At 46.4% G+C, this 21089-nt stretch carries 19 protein-coding genes; 4 read left to right on the top strand and 15 right to left on the bottom strand.

The window, feature by feature from the left end; translation table 11 throughout:
- Positions 1-17 precede the first annotated feature (17 nt).
- Positions 18-671 carry a hypothetical protein gene (locus FQV43_RS03090; protein WP_146340369.1) on the bottom strand — a complete coding sequence of 218 codons (654 nt, stop codon included), beginning with the start codon at positions 669-671 and terminating at the stop codon, positions 18-20.
- A 353-nt stretch (positions 672-1024) separates the two neighbouring features.
- Here FQV43_RS03090 and FQV43_RS03085 point away from each other — a divergent pair, with 353 nt between their 5' ends.
- Both FQV43_RS03085 and FQV43_RS03080 read left to right on the top strand, forming a co-directional pair.
- Entirely contained in the window at positions 1025-2452 is a 1428-nt protein-coding gene (locus FQV43_RS03085; RefSeq protein ID WP_146340367.1) for a glyceraldehyde-3-phosphate dehydrogenase, read from the top strand.
- A gap of 106 nt (positions 2453-2558) precedes the next feature.
- A complete protein-coding gene (locus tag FQV43_RS03080; RefSeq protein WP_146338821.1) occupies positions 2559-3860 on the top strand; it encodes a DUF6882 domain-containing protein in 1302 nt (433 codons plus the stop codon).
- A 90-nt stretch (positions 3861-3950) separates the two neighbouring features.
- On the opposite strand, the gene FQV43_RS03075 is transcribed toward FQV43_RS03080, so the two are convergent.
- The gene (locus FQV43_RS03075; protein ID WP_371710930.1) at positions 3951-5015 is read right to left on the bottom strand and encodes an enoyl-CoA hydratase/isomerase family protein; all 1065 of its coding nucleotides are present in this window, start codon (positions 5013-5015) and stop codon (positions 3951-3953) included.
- 105 nt (positions 5016-5120) lie between these two features.
- Between FQV43_RS03075 and FQV43_RS03070 the strand changes: the two genes are divergently transcribed.
- Complete coding sequence (locus tag FQV43_RS03070; protein WP_246846945.1) at positions 5121-5990, top strand: Cof-type HAD-IIB family hydrolase; 870 nt, start codon at positions 5121-5123, stop codon at positions 5988-5990.
- Positions 5991-6018: 28 nt separating this feature from the next.
- Here the strand turns inward: FQV43_RS03070 and ppk2 are convergent, their stop codons facing one another.
- The 9 genes from ppk2 to rsmI all read right to left on the bottom strand — a co-directional run bounded on the left by ppk2 (position 6019) and on the right by rsmI (position 16248).
- Positions 6019-6918, bottom strand: coding sequence for a polyphosphate kinase 2 (ppk2, locus tag FQV43_RS03065; protein ID WP_144274355.1), 900 nt, complete (start codon positions 6916-6918; stop codon positions 6019-6021).
- Positions 6919-6959: 41 nt separating this feature from the next.
- Complete coding sequence (locus tag FQV43_RS03060) at positions 6960-7286, bottom strand: putative quinol monooxygenase (RefSeq protein WP_144274353.1); 327 nt, start codon at positions 7284-7286, stop codon at positions 6960-6962.
- A gap of 56 nt (positions 7287-7342) precedes the next feature.
- Positions 7343-9148, bottom strand: a complete 1806-nt coding sequence (locus tag FQV43_RS03055; protein ID WP_146338815.1) for an ABC-F family ATP-binding cassette domain-containing protein — start codon at positions 9146-9148, stop codon at positions 7343-7345.
- 85 nt (positions 9149-9233) lie between these two features.
- Positions 9234-10205 carry a 4-(cytidine 5'-diphospho)-2-C-methyl-D-erythritol kinase gene (locus FQV43_RS03050; protein ID WP_146338812.1) on the bottom strand — a complete coding sequence of 324 codons (972 nt, stop codon included), beginning with the start codon at positions 10203-10205 and terminating at the stop codon, positions 9234-9236.
- Positions 10198-11109 carry a 16S rRNA (adenine(1518)-N(6)/adenine(1519)-N(6))-dimethyltransferase RsmA gene (gene rsmA / locus FQV43_RS03045; RefSeq protein ID WP_144274347.1) on the bottom strand — a complete coding sequence of 304 codons (912 nt, stop codon included), beginning with the start codon at positions 11107-11109 and terminating at the stop codon, positions 10198-10200. The genes FQV43_RS03050 and rsmA overlap by 8 nt, the downstream gene beginning before the upstream one ends.
- Positions 11110-11252: 143 nt before the next feature.
- Positions 11253-12443, bottom strand: coding sequence for a resuscitation-promoting factor (locus FQV43_RS03040; protein WP_146338809.1), 1191 nt, complete (start codon positions 12441-12443; stop codon positions 11253-11255).
- A gap of 226 nt (positions 12444-12669) precedes the next feature.
- On the bottom strand, positions 12670-13515 hold the full coding sequence (locus tag FQV43_RS03035) for a TatD family hydrolase (protein ID WP_146338805.1): 846 nt from the start codon (positions 13513-13515) through the stop codon (positions 12670-12672).
- 8 nt (positions 13516-13523) lie between these two features.
- Positions 13524-15350 carry a methionine--tRNA ligase gene (gene metG / locus FQV43_RS03030; RefSeq protein WP_146338802.1) on the bottom strand — a complete coding sequence of 609 codons (1827 nt, stop codon included), beginning with the start codon at positions 15348-15350 and terminating at the stop codon, positions 13524-13526.
- A 13-nt stretch (positions 15351-15363) separates the two neighbouring features.
- Positions 15364-16248, bottom strand: a complete 885-nt coding sequence (gene rsmI / locus FQV43_RS03025; RefSeq protein WP_146338799.1) for a 16S rRNA (cytidine(1402)-2'-O)-methyltransferase — start codon at positions 16246-16248, stop codon at positions 15364-15366.
- Between the two features lie 221 nt (positions 16249-16469).
- Between rsmI and FQV43_RS03020 the strand changes: the two genes are divergently transcribed.
- Positions 16470-18008 carry a dolichyl-phosphate-mannose--protein mannosyltransferase gene (locus FQV43_RS03020; protein WP_146340363.1) on the top strand — a complete coding sequence of 513 codons (1539 nt, stop codon included), beginning with the start codon at positions 16470-16472 and terminating at the stop codon, positions 18006-18008.
- On the opposite strand, the gene FQV43_RS03015 is transcribed toward FQV43_RS03020, so the two are convergent.
- The 4 genes from FQV43_RS03015 to FQV43_RS03000 form a co-directional block, all read right to left on the bottom strand.
- Positions 18005-18709 carry a zf-HC2 domain-containing protein gene (locus FQV43_RS03015; protein WP_168195028.1) on the bottom strand — a complete coding sequence of 235 codons (705 nt, stop codon included), beginning with the start codon at positions 18707-18709 and terminating at the stop codon, positions 18005-18007. The two genes, FQV43_RS03020 and FQV43_RS03015, sit on opposite strands and share 4 nt — an antisense overlap.
- On the bottom strand, positions 18696-19109 hold the full coding sequence (locus FQV43_RS03010; RefSeq protein WP_144274336.1) for a DoxX family protein: 414 nt from the start codon (positions 19107-19109) through the stop codon (positions 18696-18698). The genes FQV43_RS03015 and FQV43_RS03010 overlap by 14 nt, the downstream gene beginning before the upstream one ends.
- 41 nt (positions 19110-19150) lie before the next feature.
- Entirely contained in the window at positions 19151-20290 is a 1140-nt protein-coding gene (glpR, locus tag FQV43_RS03005; protein WP_146338793.1) for a gephyrin-like molybdotransferase receptor GlpR, read from the bottom strand.
- Between the two features lie 94 nt (positions 20291-20384).
- Positions 20385-21068, bottom strand: coding sequence for a GNAT family N-acetyltransferase (locus FQV43_RS03000; protein ID WP_146338790.1), 684 nt, complete (start codon positions 21066-21068; stop codon positions 20385-20387).
- Between the last annotated feature and the right edge of the window lie 21 nt (positions 21069-21089).

Below are 21089 nucleotides of genomic sequence, written 5' to 3'. Positions count from 1 at the left end.
CACACTATGACACTCGCCTAAAGGTGTGCCACACCCATAAGGATTAGTACCAGCGCTACACAATACCCTGCCCAGACACCTGCTTGCCGACGATTCTGATCTAGCCAGATTAATGCTCCTTTAGCAGGCTTTTGGGGGGAGCGTCGTAGAGCTGTAGCTAGTGCTGCTACGACTATGGGCAACGATAGGGCGAGAGTGGCATAAAAAAACATCCCAACGTAGCGAATTGTGGTAGAAAACTCCCCCACACTTAATACTGCGATACCAGCAAAAAATGGGATGGACGTTAACGACTGAACTAGCCCTAGTACCAATCCTAGGGCAAAGGTTTTTACTGTTGGTTTTTCTAGAGGCGGCATGAGTTTGGCAATAAGCTGGGAATTATCGCCACCACGCCAGGTCATAATCGCGCCGAGAACCCCCACCCCAATCAGGATAATGCCAAAAACTGGTGAGGAAATAACTGCTTTTACGCCTGATTCCAAACCATCAAAAACATACATAGTCATCAGGGATAACAAGAATACTCCCAGCCAATCCCCTGCGATCAGCAGCGACACTATGCGCCCAAAAGGCTTATCTGAAGGCACAATGACTGCAACGATAATTATTAAGCCAATAAGCAGCACATTAAGCGAGTCCGCTAATGCAAAACTCACTGCATGCCACATATCTGCCACCTGATCTTTCTTGTGCTCTTTGCCAAAGGGATGAGAGTGAGAGGTTTAGGGTTTCTCATCTGCCACACCACTATAGCAGGCAGGAATCGTGTTCCTCACTGGTAGAAAAACTCATCAATAACTGCAGGGAGGGTGAGTATAAGAAAGTTATTCTTTTCACCCTGAAGATACCCCCAATTTCCCCATTTTTACACGTCATTCAGTTAGACTATCGGGTGTAGTTATCATACGTGGTGGCTTAAGCATCCGTAGCATATACGCACTATACACATAGTGTGTGCTACTGAACTACCTATGTCACCATTATTTTGGCCCCATGAATGAAGGGAATAATGAGTAACGCCATGCCACAGCATTGGAATGAAAAAATCGAATCAGCGCAACATATGCTTGCACTTATTGGAAAGCTGCACCGCAATAACAATGTAGTCACTTCCATTTTCGGTCGTTTGCTTATCGACGTCACCGACATTGACATCGTCAAAGCTCATCGCTATTCTCGTCTGGCTACTCCTACTGAACTCACCCCAGCAGATACTTTGCCTATCTTGGAAGCAATCAGCAAACTTGATTTAGGCACTGCCTCCATTGACCTTGGTCGACTAGCAGTGAAATATCAAGAAACTGGTGGAGATCTTGACCAATTCCTGCAAGCAGAGTTAGCACCAGCAATCGGCACTGCTCATGCTATGCCATCTCAAGACGTTGTACTTTATGGTTTTGGTCGTATTGGCCGCCTCTTGGCGCGTATTCTTATTGCCCGTGAGGCTGCCTATGGTGGTGTTCGCCTGCGAGCTATCGTCGTACGCAAAAATGGAGAACAAGACCTTATCAAGCGTGCATCACTATTGCGCCGTGATAGTGTTCATGGCGCGTTCAATGGCACGATTACCGTGGATGAGGAAAATGACATCATCTGGGCAAATGGGGCACAGATTCAGGTCATTTACTCCAATGATCCAGCCAGCGTGGATTACACTGCCTATGGTATCAACGACGCCATCGTCGTAGATAACACAGGTAGATGGCGTGACCGTGCCGGACTAAGCCAGCACCTGCACAGCAAAGGTGTTAAGCGTGTTGTGCTTACCGCACCTGGTAAAGGCGATCTTAAAAATATCGTCTACGGAATCAACCATGATGACTATGCTGATGATGATATTGTCACTGCTGCGTCATGCACCACCAATGGTATTACTCCGGTGCTCAAGGTACTCAATGATCACTATGGTGTCGTTCATGGTCACGTAGAAACCGTCCATTCCTTTACCAATGACCAAAATCTCATTGATAATTTCCACAAAGGCTCACGTCGTGGTCGAGCCGCTGGACTGAACATGGTGCTCACCGAAACAGGTGCAGCAAAAGCAGTGGCAAAAGCACTACCTGAATTAGAAGGAAAGCTCACGGGTAACGCCATTCGTGTTCCAACCCCTGATGTGTCTATGGCAGTGCTTAATCTTTCTTTAGAAAAAGAAGTCACTCGCGACGAAGTCAATAACCTCATGGATCAAGTGGCATTGCACTCTAATTTGCGTCAGCAGATTGCCTACATCCAATCGCCCGAGGTAGTTTCTACTGATTTTGTTGGTTCTACCCATGCGGGAATCGTCGATGGGCTAGCTACTATTGCTAGTGGAAAACATCTTGTGCTCTACGTATGGTACGACAATGAGTTTGGCTACTCTAACCAAGTTATTCGCATTGTGGAGCATATTGCGGGCGCTCGTCCAATCGTGCTACCAGAACGCATTGATCAAAAAGATCTCTAATACCTGCATACCCCTCACATATACCACCAGCACTCATTATTCATATAACGAGTGCTGGTTTTCTATTACACTGGTGGCATAGTAATCGCTTATCGCAAAGGAAACCATGGAGCAATACACCTCCCCAACATTAGAAGAGCTACGCATCGACACCATCATCAACCAAGCAGCTTATGATGAATCCTTCTTCATGCTGTGCGGCAGTCAACCAAGCATAAAGTTCAACCCCACTTCCGACGGTTATCAAGTACAGATCACCACTATGAAGCCACAAGAAACCGTAACACTTGATGGTATTGTTATTGCGGAAATAGAAAATAATGTCTGGCATTGGTTACATCACAATGAACTCCCCCATGCCCCATTACACGGTGACGTAGAATTCACTCAAGACATCATTGATTTAGCGCGTAGTGTGTTCGGAGGAAAATTACTCTTTTTCACTCCTATTCCCGGAAAATCAGGGCACTATCATGCCGTTATTATTACAAGCGCCCTTCCTCTGAGTAATCCACACTATGCATTAGCACTGGGCTTAGCAAGGATTAAGCATTCTTCCTTACCCAAGGAACCAGCAGTGATAGCACGTACCGTACATTCTTTTGCACGTACCTTCGGTTTAGCTGCTCACACTAATGGACAGCAGATACATCTCAACAACGGCAGTGTGGTTGATACCCATACGGGAGAATTAGTATCCGAGCAGAAAAATACTACCGACTTACTTGCTGCCAGTGCTCTGCTTTCTATCGAGTCACAATTCCTATTTGAGGCAACTTTTTCCCAGGCAAATGCACGTTGCGTTTCTGACCAACCCGGTATTGAATTATTTACGCCACAGCACAAAGCTCCACTTCATTTACGTGCGGCACTCATTGCCACTATCCGAGATAATACTTGGCGCTGGTCATATAATGACGCACAATTTGCACACTATCAGATAGCTTTACCGGCTATTGGTCTCAAGAAGTATGGTCTTGACCACAATGTTTCTATTTTCCTCGCGCCGGAAATAGACATAGCCCAAGCTCGTGCACAGCATTATGAGATAATCGGAAAGCAGATCCTAGGATTGTGGACGCATATTATTGTTAATCTCGACGAGCATACTCGCGGAGTATTGTTAGTTGATTGTGCACATATTCTTTCTCTCCCACAACCAACAGTGCATGCTGTCCAGGCTACTATCAATGCAGCCAGTGATTACCCCATGCGCGATACACGTTTAGCTCTAGAATCTTATGCCAAGGCTCGGAATATCGCTCTAGATTTCGATACACATTCTTATGCTCATCATGCAGAAACCACCGATATACCAGCGCAACCACATACGCGCCAGGCAAGACTGATCACTACCAATGGTGCAGTTACCGTAGATTTTAGCGATGGCTTGCGTCTTGTATCCTAAATATCACTCAACGCTATGCAAAAAGCAGCCGGTGCAATAAGCACTGGCTGCTTTCAATAAAGCAATGGAGCAATAAAACGCAGTAAATTCTTACTGATCAAGTGCTGTAGTCAATAGGGCACGATACACAGATACATCTACATCCTCGACATTATCTGGATGGAAATGTGGCGTGCGGTCTTTATCGACAAGCACTGCACGTACTCCTTCAGCAAAATTAGGATCACGTCTAAAATGCATTCCTAAAACTCGTTCACATTCAAGCTCTTGGCGAATATCCTCACAGCGAGCAACAACTGCCATTAGCTCTACTGCTGCCACAATCGATGCAGGGTTTGCATGAGCAATATGCTGCTCGACGACATTGCAAAATTCTTCATTAGAATGTTCTTTTAATGCGTGCGCAATAGATTTCCATGAATCAAAACCAAATACCGCTTCAATGTCTGGATACAACGCCTCTAATTGCGACGGCTCACTTGGCTCTTGCGCGAACTCAGCTAATGCCGCATCAAGAGAATCCTCAATGATTTTTTCCCGCAATTGGTCGAGTTTTTCACTGGGCACAAAATGAGTTGCCAAACCACTAAAGAGCATATCTGCTGGGGATAACCGCCAGCCAGTAACAACTAAAAATACTGCTAGTGCATGAGAACTACGTCCATTGCGCGCCACCATATTCTCAAACATATATGGCACACCCACATCAGGAATAAAACCAATAGCCATTTCAGGCATTGCCCCAAAGGCTTTCTCCGTCACGATTCTATGGGATCCGTGTGCAGAAATGCCGAGTCCGCCGCCCATCACCACACCGTCGATAAGCGAAATATATGGCTTAGGGTACTCAGCTATGTCGCCGTTGAGGATGTACTCTTGGGCGAAGAAATCATCAACATGATCATGTTCGTTGGCTAGTGCGCCTTCACGGGCAAAACGTACATCTCCGCCTGCGCAAAAACCTTTAGGGCTCAATGAGCTGAGGACTACTTGTTTGATATTGCTGTCTTCTTTCCACTGCTTGAGTGCGTGGTCGATGATGGTGACCATTTCAACATTGAGCGAGTTCAGAGCGCGTGGACGGTTGAGTTCCAGTAAACCAGTATTACCGCGAACAGAAACTTTTACCAATGGTTCTTCTGTGTTACCTACCAAATCAGTCATGTTCTACAGTGTCGCACATCACGATAAAAAATGTTAGTTAAAACTAGGAAGTTTTAGCGCACTACACCACATTAGGTGAACGTGGCAGGTAACATCATGCCCAACTACAATACTTTCGAGAAAGAAAAACCAAAACAACCTAAGAAAACAAAGAAGAGGGCTCTTGTGAATGTTCAGCTAATAGTAAGCGATATGGACGGCACCTTATTAGATGAGAATCACTGCATACCACCTCGCTTTTGGCCCTTACTCAACACAATGCACGAGCGTGGAATATATTTTGCACCCGCAAGTGGTAGGCAACTTTTTACCTTACAAGAACAATTTTCCGCCTATCCTCAACTGCCCATCATTGCCGAAAATGGCGCTGTAGTCTCCTACGAGGGAGAAATAATCTCGCTTGTCACAATGAATACAGCAGCAGTTCACACCATTGTGCACACTGTGGCAAGCAATCAAGAACTTGACTGGGGTGCTGTAGTATGCCGTGCAGATGGTGCCTTTATTTCTCGCTCTGATCAGGCTTTTATACAACAATGCACACCGTATTATAAGAAATTGACCGTTGTTCCTGAGCTATCAGAATATATCAATGATCAGGTAGTCAAAGTAGCTATCTATTGTTTTCAAGGGTCCAGACCTGCCGCGACCACCGCATTATCTGGAAAAACAGCTGGTTTACTTCCCATTGTATCTAGTGGAAACTGGATAGATTTTATGAATCCTGCCGCGCATAAGGGTAATGCGGTTGCCACTCTTGCCAAACGTCTTGACATTACGCTGGACAACACCATCGCTTTTGGTGATTATCTCAATGATCTTGAATTATTACGCACTGTTGGCCGCTCTTATGCTATGGCAAATGCTCATCCTGAGCTACTTGCAATAGCAACACATCAAGCACCCGCACACACAGAAGAAGGTGTGATACAGGTGCTTGAACAAGTATTGACTCAGGCTTGCTAAAAGCTAGTAAAGCTCAACCAATAAGCGACTATTTCTTTTTCTTTTCCTTGTCTTTCTTCTCTTTCTTCGCATCAGCTTTTTTCTTTGGCTTCTCTAACTTAGCTGCTACATCAGGAACATAGCGGAAATCAGAACGTGGTGGTCGTTCATAATCATCATGATGAGATTTGGGCCGTTCTGGTATTTTCGGTAGTTCCCGCTCGATTTTCTCATAGGGAATCGTCGACAGCAGATGGCTAATAACGTTGATACGAGAACGCTTTTTGTCTTCAGACTCCACGGTATACCACGGCGCAGATGGGATATCGGTATGCACAAACATCTCATCTTTTGCTCGCGAATAGTCTTCCCAACGAGTAATAGATTGAAAATCCATTGGCGAGAGTTTCCACCTACGCAATGGATCATTGCGACGTGCCTTAAAGCGTTCGAGCTGCTCCTCATCAGACACAGAGAACCAGTATTTACGCAGGATAATGCCATCTTCAACTAAAAGTCGCTCAAAAATTGGTGCTTGGTGCAAGAAACGTCGATACTCTTGAGAAGTACAAAAGCCCATCACGCGTTCTACACCTGCACGGTTATACCACGAGCGATCAAAAATAACGATCTCGCCAGCCGTCGGTAGCTTTTCGACGTAACGCTGGAAATACCACTGCCCTTGTTCCCTAGAATTAGGCGCAGGTAATGCTTCAATACGACACGTGCGAGGATTCAGATACTGAGTGATGCGTTTAATAGCAGAACCCTTACCAGCTGCATCACGCCCCTCCATAATCACCACAACACGAGCACCAGTTTCTACCACCCACTGCTGCATATCCACCAGCTCTGCTTGCAAGCGCTTAAGCTCTTTCTCATACGCCTTTGTGTCTAGCTCAGGTGGTTTTTTGCTCTGCTTATCTTTGTTTTTTGTCTCTTTACTCATACGTGCTTTCTTTCTTGAACACTGTCAGTTTTGCTTTAGTTTTAGCCTTCGACGGCAAACTCCACTAACTTATCCCACTCAGTTTTACCCGGTATTGTGGTGTTGATAACCTTGGGTGTCTCCACAAAGTATCGAGGCAATTCCTTGCACGCACGCTGGAAATGCTCGCTTTGCACATGAGCAACATCTGCGTCATCGTGGAAAGATTCAATGAGTAAGAATTGCGCTGGATTATGTGGATCTTGATACCACTCAAAGAAGATATTTCCTTCTTCAGCTCGCGTTGCCTCAGTGAACCAGGCAATCTCTTCGAGGAAAGTATCAACAAATTCTGGCCGAACGTTATAGCGCACATTGATGAGAATCATAGCTATAAGTTTAGGCGAGAATCGCCCTGCATAATAATATGACTTTTACTTTGGTGTCATTCCAATTGTTCCGATAATTCTAACCACTGCATCTCACATTCAGCTAGTTGTTCGTCGACCACGCTAACCTGCTCATTTAACTCATTCAGTCCCACATAATCACTGGGGTCATGATCAGCCATAAGCATATGAAGTTCTTTTTTACGGTCAAGGAGTTTGTTCATATGTCTCTCTAACGAAGAGATTTCTTTTTTCATCATATGCCGAGCTGCTCCAGAAAGCTCAGCGCCAGCAGATGCAGGCTTACTGGATTTATCAGCACTATGTGCTTTGGTATCTATGCTGCTTTGTTGCGTTTTATCCCGCTGCAATGCCAGATATTGATCAATCCCACCAGGAATATGACGCAATGTGGAATCAATAATTGCATACTGCTGATCGGTAACCCGCTCTAAGAGATAACGATCATGGGAAATAACAATGAGCGTTCCAGGCCAAGAATCTAAAAGATCCTCAAGGGCAGTCAACATCTCTGCATCAACATCATTAGTTGGTTCGTCTAAGGCAATAACATTAGGCTGCGCCAACAATAATAACAACAACTGCAATCGACGCTTCTGTCCACCAGAAAGCTCGCTCACCGAAGAAGAAAGATGCTCTTTCTTAAACCCTAAGCGCTCCAATAATTGCGCAGGTGTCAGCTCTTTGCCATCAACATTAAAACTTGTTTTTGTCCGCGCCAGTACCTCACGTACCCGATCCTGACCAATGTCTGCTAACTGGGAAAACTGCTGATCGAGCAAACCAAAGCGCACAGTTTTCCCATGCTTTACCCGACCTGTACTCGGGGCAAGCTCACCAGAGAGCAAGCGCAATAGTGTGGATTTACCTGCACCATTAGCACCAACAATTCCAGTACGCTCCCCCGGTGCTATTCTCCAAGTAACATCACGCAATACTTCCTGATTGCCAAAACAAACACTAACATTTTCTAGATCAACAACATCTTTACCCAAGCGCGCTACCGCTAGTCGCTTAAGCTCAATGCTATCGCGTACAGGTGGCACATCAGCGATAAGCTGATTAGCGGCTTCAATACGAAACTTTGGCTTTGAGGTTCGTGCAGGGGCACCACGACGCAACCACGCCAGTTCCTTGCGCATCAAATTTTGGCGCTTACGCTCTGCAGCTGCATTGATACGATCGCGCTCTACCCGCTGCAAAATATAGGCCGCATATCCGCCCTCAAAAGGCTCCACGATACCATCATGGACTTCCCAGGTCTTATTGCATACTGCGTCAAGAAACCACCTGTCGTGCGTGATAACCAACAGACCACCAGAATTTTTTGCCCAGCGGGTATTCAAGTGCTCAGCAAGCCACGTAATACCTTCCACATCAAGGTGATTTGTTGGCTCATCAAGGGCAATCATGTCCCAGTCGTCGATAAGCAATGCGGCAAGAGCTACTCGACGACGTTGCCCTCCAGATAAGTGACCAATGCGCGCATCCCATGCAATATCCGACACTAACCCAGCAATAATATCTCGTATGCGTGCATCAGATGCCCACTCATGTTCTGGGCGCGAACCAACAATGGCTTCTTGAACGCTCAGGTGATCATCGAGCTCATCTTTTTGAGTCAAAACGCCAAGGCGCATTCCATTGCGCTTGGTTATTCGACCTGATTGCGGCTGCACATGACCAGATAACAACGATAATAAGCTGGTTTTTCCTTCCCCATTGCGCCCAACAATACCAATGCGATCGCCTTCTTCAATGCCGAGGGTCAAAGAATCAAAGACGACGTGGGTAGGGTATTCAAGATAAATTGCTTCAGCACCTAATAATGGCGTTGCCACAGCATATTCCTTTACGATTACAGTTGTCTATTTCTTTTTCTTTTCTGCCATGTTAGCGGTGCACTAACTGCACTCACTAGCTGCATTAGCTGAGCAGGTGCGCCCCTGAGGCTGCTCCTGTTGCCACAGTCGCTGCACCAAAGAGGCGTAACTCATCAGCTACTTCCCGAGCAGTCTGTTCATCAGCGCAGAGAAAAGCACAGGTTGGTCCTGACCCTGATACGATTCCCGCTAATGCACCTGCATCTTTGCCAATTTCTAGTGTGCGCCTTAGCTTTGGTTGTAATGAGAGTGCTGCAGCTTGTAAATCATTATGCAGACATTGCGCCACTTCTGTTATCTTGCCAGCGCTCAAAGCAGCTGAAAGTTGTTGAGTGTCAAGATGGGGTTTTCGTTGCATCGAATCGAGTTTGGCAAATACCTTTGGGGTGGATAATCCAGTGTCGGAAAACGCCAACGCCCAGTGATACGTTCCTCGGGTAAGTATTGGGGTCAGTTCTTCACCGCGCCCTGTGCCTAATTGCGTATGCCCTAATAAGGTAAATGGCACATCAGAGCCAAGAGTTGCGGCGAGTGCTAGCAATTGTTGTTCTGTTGCCGGAGTTGGCAAAAAAGTATTAAATGCCCGCAATGCTGCTGCTGCGTCAGCAGAACCACCTGCCATACCGCCTGCAGTAGGTATTCCTTTTCTTAGGGTTATGCAAACAGGTTGTAAAGCGTCTCCACCATTGTCACGGTGCCAATGATATAGCTTTTCGACGGCCTGCCATGCTAAATTACGACCATCACGCGGTACTTCCGCATTAGCAACAGTGCCCTGACTAAGGTTTTCTACCTCAAAGGAACTGATGATACTTGTGTTGTCGCAGGGTGAGGCACCATGAGCAGATTCTATGACCAGTTCGTCGTATAAGCTCAAAGATTGAAAAACGCTCACGAGGTCATGGTAGCCATCAGCACGTAATTCCCCTACTCCTAGGTGGAGATTTACCTTGGCATGAGCATGAGCTATAACAGTGCGTCCCGATGTCTGTTTTTCTTCACTGCGATTATGCATTTTCATTCTTTCGAGCCACACTCTCATGCTCATGCGCTACATATGCCTGTGCTAGGCGCACATATTCTTGCACGCCTAGTTTTTCGCCACGTAACGTCGGATCAATATCTGCTGCTCGCAAAATGTTTTCTGCGTACTCCCCGCCACCGCACAGCCCGGATAATGCAGCCCGGAGTGTTTTTCTGCGCTGGGCAAAAGCCTGATCTACTAATTGGAATACTGTCTGGCGAGTATGCGCGTCTCTCGGCCATGCGCATTCTTGATCATCATAGACATCAATGCGTACAAGTCCTGAATCAATTTTGGGCGCCGGCCAAAAAATCTTCTTCCCAATAGAGCCAGCTCTTTTCACGCGACCATAATAGGCTGCTTTGACACTTGGTACCCCATATATTTTTGAGCCTGGTGCTGCCGACAATCTATCAGCAACTTCTGCTTGCACCATGACGAGCACTCGTTTGATACTGGGGAAAATCTCCAGAAAGTGCAGTAACACAGGGACAGAAACATTATAAGGAAGATTGGCAACTAAGGCCGTGGGCTGGTCAATGTCTTGAGCTTGAATGCTTAGTGCATCCTGATGAATGAGCTGTAAATTATCGCGGACTGCCGGTGCATACTGAGCGACGGTATGTGGAAGTTGCGCTGCTAAGCGTGGATCTATCTCTACTGCGGTTACTGTACGCACAGTATCTAATAATCCAAGTGTTAATGAGCCAAGACCAGGTCCGATCTCAACCACATGATCCTCGGGGCTCAATTGTGCTGCGGCAATAATCATCCGCACGGTATTAGGATCATGAACAAAGTTTTGTCCGAGTTTTTTGGTTGGAACAATACCTACTTGTTGCGCTAAAGCTCTTATTTCTTGCGGACCGAGAAGTTGCACGCGCTGATCTTCCATAATTATTTAATCTACCTAATTCCGCATTATTTTCTCTATGCACAAGCCCAAAATGGATATGCATATTCCATAGTAAAACCTCCTCAAGACGAAAAAGCACGTATCGATCTTGAGGAGGTTGTATTACTCAACTTTTTACACTTTTAGCGAATGCCTAGCTTTGCAGTACAAGCAGGCCATGCGCCCCAACCTTGGGAAGCCTGCACACGCTCTGCAACAGCAATCTGTTGTTCACGCGTCGCTAAGTGTGCTGCTGGAGCGTATTCTTCACCGCCATAGCCACTCCATGTAGAAGGAGTGAACTGCAACCCACCAGAAAAACCGTTTCCAGTGTTTATCGACCAATCGCCACCAGATTCACATTGCGCTAGTTGATCCCAAACTGAACCATCAGCTACAGCTGGCGCAGCCGCACCAGTATTCGCACTGCTAAAGCTCACAGTGACAGTGGAGTTTTCCTTGATACCGCGCGCAATGGCAGCCGCAATGGCAGGACGGATTTCTTCTTCACGGATTGGTTGATTCTCGCGCTCTACACCATTGATCTTGGTGATTTTACGAACCACTTTCTTTTCACCAGGTGTAGCAGGTGTAATAAGCTCTTCCTCACCCTTATAGAGGTCAGGATCATCAGTATAAACTGGTGGTAGCTCAAAGGCCTCAGTAACTTCCGTCTCGAATACTTCGATACGCTCAATCACCATACGAAGATTGGGAGTTATTGGTGTCTCCACAGGAGGGAATACGCGATCATCAGCATCAAGCACAATGCCGCGCTCTTTGAGAACATCCCCTACGGTCGCTGCAGCAATTTTTGTGTGTACGAGTTTACCGCCATCATCAATGGTGATGAATTTTGGTGTCACGATATCAACATTCATACCTTCTTCAGGTATTTTTTCATCAGCATCAACATTCATTTCCACTGCATTTATCGCAGCTGGAATACTGTTAATCTGTTCCATGAGCTCGCCCACGGTAGTTGCTGTGGTATCAACAGTCTGTTCTTGACCATCAACAACGAGGGAAACCTGCTTGGAAGTTTTCACAGTGATGCTGTCATCATCACTAATTTTTTCTTCTAACGCTGGCGAAACAATATCCTTTTCTGTGACAGTAACACCAGCTTTTTCTAGCGCCCCTTCAACGGTGCTAGACATTGTACTCAGCTCGATTTCTTCACCGTTATAATCAACGATGATATTTTTGTGGTTTGTAACCACAACTCCCACACCTGCCACAGCGCTGAGAGAAGCAACAACTCCGCCTATAGCGAGACGCATTGGCAACTTGTTATCTGTCTTATCAATTCGCGTTTTCTGATGTGTCCGCACTGAACTACTTTCTTTAAGAATTACTATTGCACATCGCAAGAAACCATCACTGAAACAATCCAGTATGGCACTGTATGCGCCTTTGCTTTTATTACAATACGGTAACAAAGCGATAAAGTCGATTAATTATGGAGAAAAAATCCCACTTTAACCTTTAAGTCACCACAAGGAATTACAGAACTATCATTAGTCACATATTTCCCATAATTTTTGTATGCTTTAGCACTTAAGAATCACAAGAATAGACTCGATCGAAATTACCTCGTACCACTTGCGCCAATTCAGTCACACTAATACCGCGTAACTCAGCAATGCAATGTGCAGTATGCCCAATCAATGCTGGCTCATTCTTAGCACCGCGATACGGTTCTGGAGTCATAAAAGGCGCATCAGTTTCAACCAATAACTGCTCACCTGGCACAATGCGAGCAGCTTCACGCAAAAAATCATTACGCTTAAACGTAACATTGCCCGCAAAACTTAAGACATATCCTCTGTCTATTGCTTCCTGTGCGATATCTAGCGGAGAAGAAAAACAATGCAAAATTGTATGCACCGGCTTTGGCGCATCATCGAGAATCCTCAATAGTTCCTTATCTGCTTCACGATTGTGAATCATCAATGCTTTGCCATAGCGCACTGCCACATCAATATGCCACCGCAATGCTTCTTCTTGAACCTCAAAAGCAGCAGTATTATCTGGATCATGTTTGATCCAATAGGTATCCAGCCCTGTCTCGCCAATAGCAACACAGTGCTGATCTGCCGCCATCTGCTCTAAACGAACCTTCGCTTGCTCATCAAGCTCCTGTGCGCGAGTGGGATGAATAGCACACGCAGCATATACATTCTCATATTCTCTTGCTGCGGCTAAAGCTAATTCCGCTTCAGCAAGCCCATCACCCACTGTACATATTTTTGTCACTCCGGCTTCCTGAGCTCGGTGAACAAAGGCACCAATATCCTCAGTACCCTTATGCTTTGCGCAAGAGGAAAGATGGGTATGAGCGTCGATAAGCTCATCAATTCTTGGTGCAGGAACCGGAATTGGACGAGGTTTTTTCTTTCCCATTATTTCCTCTAAGACACCGGCGCCCACTGTGGACCAGTGGTAGCTAATTCTGGATCCAACTTATTGATAATTGGCTGCGGCTTAGCAAGCACCACACCTGGCTCCATGGGAATCCGCTCCCATTTAGCAGCCTGTGCCTCATAATCCCCAGTAATAATAGGATAAGTCTGACCATGCTCCGGCAACCCCACACCGACAAGATCAAGCGGCTGATCATCGACGACTTCTTCTACACGAGGTTGAGCTGCCCACACCCCAGTGCGCCCAAGAGTCTCATGTACTTTCTGCGCAGTATGCGGTAAGTAAGGCGTAAACATCACATTGCAATCGGAGATAACTTGCAAGGCTGTCCATAGGACAGTCGCTAAACGATCACGCTGCTCAGGATCTTTAGCCAACTTCCATGGTTCTTGCTCTGCAATATACGCATTCGCCTCACCGACGACGTGCATAATAGCAGTAATGCCTTGCTTGAAATGAGAATGTGACAGCGCTTGAGCCACATTATCCATCGTTTGTGCAGCAAGAGCCAAAATCGCCTCGTCGACAGGCAATAATGCACTTGGCTGTGGCACCTGGCCAAAGTTCTTATACGCCATAGAGACAGTGCGATTGACTAAGTTACCCCAACCATTTGCCAGCTCATTATTGATTCTGCGGACAAACTCATCCCACGTAAAATCAGTATCATTATTCTCTGGACCAGCAACGGCAATGAAATAACGCAGTGGATCAGGACCAAACTCAGCAAGGAAGTCCTTAACATAAATGACCACGCCTTTGGAGGAAGAAAACTTAGAACCCGACATGGTTAAGAACTCTGAAGACACCACCTCAGTAGGCAAATTGAGTTCGCCCAATGCATGCACAACGCCAGCTTTATCGCCTTTGCCCTGGTAACCAAGCAATTCAGCAGGCCAAATTTGTGAATGGAACGTGATGTTATCTTTGCCCATGAAATAGAACGACTGCGCCTGCGGATTAGTCCACCAATCACGCCATTTTTCTGGCTGCCCACTACGATATGCCCACTCAATAGAAGCAGATAGATAACCCACCACTGCATCAAACCAAACATACAGTTTCTTCGATGGGTTATCTGCCCAATCTTCTACAGGAACTGGAATACCCCAGTCAATATCACGTGTCATAGCACGTGGACGTAAATCTTCTAACAAATTAAGGCTGAACTTGATGACATTAGGACGCCAATCTTTGCGTTCTTGTAACCATTGCTCCAAAGAGTGCGCCAGCGCTGGTAGATCTAACAAAAAATGTTCCGTTTCAATGAACTGAGGTGTCTCGCCATTGATTTTCGATACTGGATTGAGCAGATCAGCAGGATCGAGCTGATTGCCGCAATTATCGCATTGGTCACCGCGCGCATCCGGAGCACTACAGATAGGACAGGTGCCCTCAATATAGCGGTCAGGAAGAGTACGACCTGTAGAAGGTGAAATAGCTCCCAATGCAGTTTGTTTGATCATATAGCCATTGTCATAGAGGCCTCTAAAGAGCTCTTGCACAATTGCATAATGATTACGGGTGGTCGTACGCGTAAATAAGTCATAGGACAGCCCTAGTCCGGCAAGGTCGGAAACAATTTGACGATTATAGCGATCTGCTAATTCCTTGACTGACACTCCCTCTTTATCAGCTTGAACAAGAAGTGGCGTACCGTGCTCATCTGTACCAGAAACCATGAGCACATGTGCTCCACGCATTCGCTGAAAACGAGCAAAAACATCAGATGGAACACCAAAACCAGCCACATGACCAATATGGCGTGGTCCATTTGCATAAGGCCAAGCAACTGAGACGAGCACATTATTCATGGTTCTTACTCTATCAGGCTCCATCACGGGACTCGAGAACAGCATTATAAAGTTCCTTTTTACTTGCACCACTACGCTGCGCCACCAGGGCACACGCCTCTTTTAAGCGCATCCCCTCGTCACAGTATGCAAGCACCTGAGCTACCAGAGCATCTTTATCATGCTCGGTAATAACTTCTTGCACTCCTTCCAACACCACAGTAATTTCGCCACGTATTCCCTGCTCAGCCCACTGGGCAATCTCGCCAAGACAACCACGTTTTACTTCTTCATAAGTCTTGGTCAATTCACGCGCTACTGCTACACGACGTTGCTCCCCTAAAATCTCCACTGCATCAGCAAGTGTTGCCGCAATTCGATGTGGCGACTCAAAAAAACACACAGCTCGAGTCTCTTTTTTTAATCCTTCAAGCCACGTACGTCGCTGTCTTGTTTTGCGCGGCGCAAATCCGTCGAAAGCAAATTTACCGACGTGCAATCCAGAAAGAGCAAGTGCAGTCAGTACCGCAGAAGGTCCAGGAAAACACGTAACCGGTATGCCCTCATCATGAGCAGCTGCCACCAACGGAAACCCTGGGTCGGAGACAATAGGCATACCCGCATCAGTCACAATGACTACCGTGCCGCTTCTGGCAAAACCAAGCAACTGCGCTACCCGCGCTTGCTCATTATGGTCAAAGTTACTCATCACCCGACCACGAATATCCACCCCAAGACTTTGAGCCAAAGAACGAGTACGGCGAGTATCTTCAGCAGCAATATAATCTGCCTGAGCCAGAGCCTGAGCTAAACGCGGGGTAGCATCAGCAACATTGCCTAAAGGAGTTGCGACAATAATAATGCCACGGGGCAAATCAGCTAGTGGTTTTCCGCCTATATCAACAGGGTGCCAAGTCATATCTCTAGTGTGACACAGCTACGCATATCTGACCAATAACATAAAAAATGCTTTTTAGAGCTATACAAACCTATACCTAGACACGAGTTAAGTTGCTTTGTTGATTGTCCAATCTCACCTGAGTGTCTACACTATAGCCCGTGACCACTAACACCATAAGCGCGACATCGGCCAACAAAGTTAGCTCCACGCAATCTTCGCAGGGGCGGTTTAAGACCAAAATGCTCCCTCATCCACCACGTGCTTATGTATGGACAAAAGCAGATACATATAGCACAGCACTCGTTGCCTTCCTCGCCTTTTTTACGCGCTTTGTCGGATTATCCACCATTACGGATGCACACACTCCTGTTTTTGACGAAAAGCACTATGTTCCTCAAGCCTGGGATATGGTTCGCTCCTGGATGAATCCGATACTCGGTGGTATTGAAAGCAATCCTGGTTATGGACTTGTGGTACACCCACCTTTAGCGAAACAAATTGAGGCTTATGGAGAATTTTTGTTCGGCTATACACCTCTAGGGTGGCGCGTTATGACCGCCTTATTTGGTGTAGGTACCGTCATGCTTACCATGGCTCTTGCCCGACGCATTAGTCACAGCAGCGCAGTAGCAACTTTCGCTGGTATTCTCGCGCTTTTCGACGGTGTGCTCCTGGTCAGTTCACGCTATGGAATGCTCGATATTTTCCAAGTTTTCTTCATCGTTGCCGCCGCTTGGGCTTGTGCACGTGATAGAGAACAAATGCGCCTACGAATGCATAATCTCTACGAAAACTTCCAGAACACCAAGGCATTCACCACCTCCTTAGGACCTCGTCTTGGTTTTCGCTGGTGGCGCTTTACTATGGGTGTATTCCTTGGCCTAGCCCTATCGGTGAAATGGTCTGGTCTTTATTACATTGCTTTCTTTGGACTACTCACAGTAGCTCTCGACGCTCATCTGCGTATGCAATACCAAGTCCAACGCCCTATCCTCGGTGCACTAATACGCGACAGCATCAGTGCTTTTGCTTCTATCGTGATTTTGCCTATCGCCTTATATGCGTGGAGTTGGCGTGGCTGGTTCGCCTCAGAAACTGCAGTATATCGCCATGCTGCAACCGATGGCACAATTCCAGCCGACTCATGGTTGAATTCTTTACCAGATACCCTTGCTAGCTGGTTTTATTATCACTCTTCAGTGTTAGAGTTTCATGCATCACTTACTTCTTCTGGCGGACATAGCCATCCATGGGACTCTAAACCCTGGGCATGGTTAGTTGCAGCACGCCCAGTTCTCTATTACTCCGCTAACGACGTCGAGTGCGCGGCTGGAAAATGCCACCAAGCAGTCTATCTATTTGGCACCCCTGTTATTTGGTGGTTAACAATCCCAGTATTGCTATGGGCATTGTGGTCTTTAGTAATTGCACGAGATTTCCGCTACATGATCCCATTCATCAGCTTCCTCGCTGGCTTTGTACCGTGGCTTATCACCTTTGACCGACAAATGTATTTCTTCTACGCCACAGCACTTATCCCCTTCAGCATTGTGATGATTTCCCTAGCACTCGGATCCATAGCCCGCACAGGAGCAACATTGTCCAAGCGATACCAAGCACTAAGCAAGGTGGGTATTACCACGAGAGGACACGCAATTGTGGCTTGTTATCTTGTGCTGGTCGTCGCAATGTTTTGTTATTTCAGCCCACTCTTTTATGGCTACACCATCCCCAATGAGTTCTACAATGGACTCATGTGGTTTAATAGCTGGCGCTAATCACTAGGCTTAGCAGAAAGGGCTGCTCTGAACTGACCAATAAGCGACAACCCACGTACGCTTAACCATGCCCACAGAATAGCTACCACGCTAAGAAGCAATAATGCCAAATATAAAAATTGGTTCACAGCAAGCTCGCCTAGGACTATATCTTTTGCATACACACCAAAACTAAACATCCACAAAGCGAAAAATACCGGCGCAATACCTGCAGAAAGTTGCGGTTTCCATGCGCTAAAGAGCAAACCAATGCCCAAGCTACACCGCAATGCTGCTAGATGAAAAGCCATTGCGGTGAATTCCTGTGCTGCAACATCAATATCGCTGATCTCCTGCTGCTGGGTAACCTGAGATTGTGCGAGGATAAGAAAAGCCATCAGAAACCATAATCCACCGCTTATGCACAAGAGTAATCGAGATAGAACGCGCGATAATACTTGGCTACTCGTATTCTTATGCCATTGAGATTCCACACCAGCAAGAATTACGTCAGAAAGATCTGGGGTCACAAAATCATGCTCGGGAATAGAAAAATTGAGGGTCCGTTTTACTTGAGCTGCTTGTTCTAAAAACGCACTGCATGATGCACAACCGGCAATATGAGCATCAATAACGTCATCGGCCAAACCACTACGATTGTCTTCACCATCCAAACGCGCAGAGATTGCAGTCTGAATCTGATCACAATCACAATTGAGCACGACTAAAAACTCCATCCAAGCTGGCGCGCCCAGCACCGAAAACCACAATCATCAGTAGCGACACTATCAGTACCAATGGATATTCCATGCCTCCATCACTGGCAAATAAACCAGACTCAAGGTGCACAAAATAAATAGCAGCCATCATCAATAACGCAAGGGCACCAGCAATAAAGGTAGTAAGCAACCCCACTACTAATAGTGCTCCACCTAGTAATTCAGCACTGGACACGATGTATGCAGATAATTTTGGTTGCGGCACCCCCAAGGCACTAAATTGCCCCGTGGTTTCAGTAATTCCAGTGATAAATAAACGGTCAAAACCATGTGCAACAAAAATGCTGCCAAGCACAATTCGCAAAAGTGCCAATGCAGCATCACGAACAATTGGCTGATCCATTTATCTTCCTTTTGAGTTGAAATTACCCAGCAATATCGATATTAGCTGACACGTCGATGAGCCTGATCTGACTCATATGTATCAGGATACTCATAAGAACCACCTTGTTGCTCATGAATATCAATCACATCTAACTCAACAAAATCTGGGCTTTCATCATCAATTTCAAGCACTACTGCACCAGGACGACGTAACCGCTGCGGAATGCCTAGAGCTTCATCATGCTCATTGCGCACACCAAGACGCGCTCGACGCAATTGCATTATGCGTCGATGGCGCAAACGCTGCTCAGCCTGCACTTGACGACGCAACGCAATAAGGTAAACCACGCTGAGCACCAGGACAGCACCAAAGAAAATCCACAATGTTTTACCAAGTATCAAAGCTAACGCAAGAGAAAGCACAAAGAAACCAGCTAATCCCAATAAAGTACGCTTACGACGCTGGAATCTGCTCGCACTAGCTTGTTGATCAGCTTCAGGATCCCAACCGCCACGACCACGACGTCGCACAGCGAATTCTAGTTCTTCTGCTGTTAAATCATCTTCTTCAGCTATGTGATCCTGAGAGTGCTGTGCGTCAAGCTCTACCACAGTACCTGATTCAGGTGACTCTTCAGAGATGGCCTCACCATGCAAAAGATCAGCAGGGGAAAGATAAGCATCATCATAAACGTATGCTTCATCTTCTTCATACCAAGCATCATCTAGCTCATCTACCTCGTCGGTAGTATCCATATTCTGCTCAACCAATTGCGGTTGAGTATCAGTAGCGCTGTGATCCTGGTCGATTACCTCACCATCAATGACATCCTGTGGTTTGCGCTCAGGAATAATTTTATGCTTTACCGCAGCAAACACGTGTTCCATGCGCTCAGAAGACTCATCATCAATCAAAATTTCTTCTGTATCCGCATCACTAGGTCGCACTGGTGATGTTTCCGCTGTAACGTGCACTAGTTCAGTACCATCATCTGATCGCCACGCATGAACATCTGCAGAACTTACTCGTGGTCGAGGACCCATGGCAACGCGGTTTTCACGACCCCCCTCATAGACCACGCGTGTCTCGTCGATACCGTCCATCTGGTTATTCATCGGTTTTTGTCTGCGTAGTAGTACCGGAGCTAACACAAAAAGCCAGACAACTACAATCAAACCAATCGCTATAGTTCCAGACACCGGTGAAAACCTCTCAAGTAAATACCCTCAGCTATCGCTGCCTACCGCTTTTGCTGTAAGTGCTACAAGAATATGTGAAAAACAGTTATTTTTATTACTGCCACGCCGCAGCACGACCAGCAGAGATTAATCTTTCTACACAAGTATCAGGATAGTCCTGCAACGTTTGCGCTGATAGAACATGGTCACGCCATTGACCATTGATATGCAAATTCTGGCGTAACAAGCCTTCACTGCGGAACCCATTATTTTCCAGCACTGCTTGTGAGGCGATATTACCCGGCAAATACGTAGCATACACCCGGTGCAACCCCACTCTGGAAAAAGCATGATCGGTAGCCAAAGCACAGGCTGCTGTCGCTATGCCACGCCCCCGATACGCGCTATAGACCCAATACCCAACCCAACAATCACTTGTTGTTCCGTGTTGGATATTGCCAAGAACTATTTGTCCAGCAAACTCACCGCTTACTTCAATAACCAGCGGAACAAGAAAACCAGAGTCTGCAGATTGTTTTGCATTGAAGAAATACTCACGCCAACCAGAATGACTATGTGCCTGCGCCCAACTATGCACAGATGTTGGCTCAACTTCCTGCAAAGAGTATTGATCTGTCATTCGCTGCTCGCGCCAAAGCACACCGTCTTGATAGTACAGTGGACGTAATCGAATCGTCTCACCACAAGGCAAGGATAATGTCTGGGTATGCTCCCCCCACCCTGGATGGATAGCATGAGGACGACCATAAGCAGGCGCACTCGGTTTCACCTGCCCCATTATCCTAGGAAACACAGCGCT

This window comes from Corynebacterium sp. sy039 (assembly GCF_007904105.1).
Lineage (GTDB): Bacteria > Actinomycetota > Actinomycetes > Mycobacteriales > Mycobacteriaceae > Corynebacterium.
This window is presented reverse-complemented; position numbering and strand designations above follow the sequence as displayed.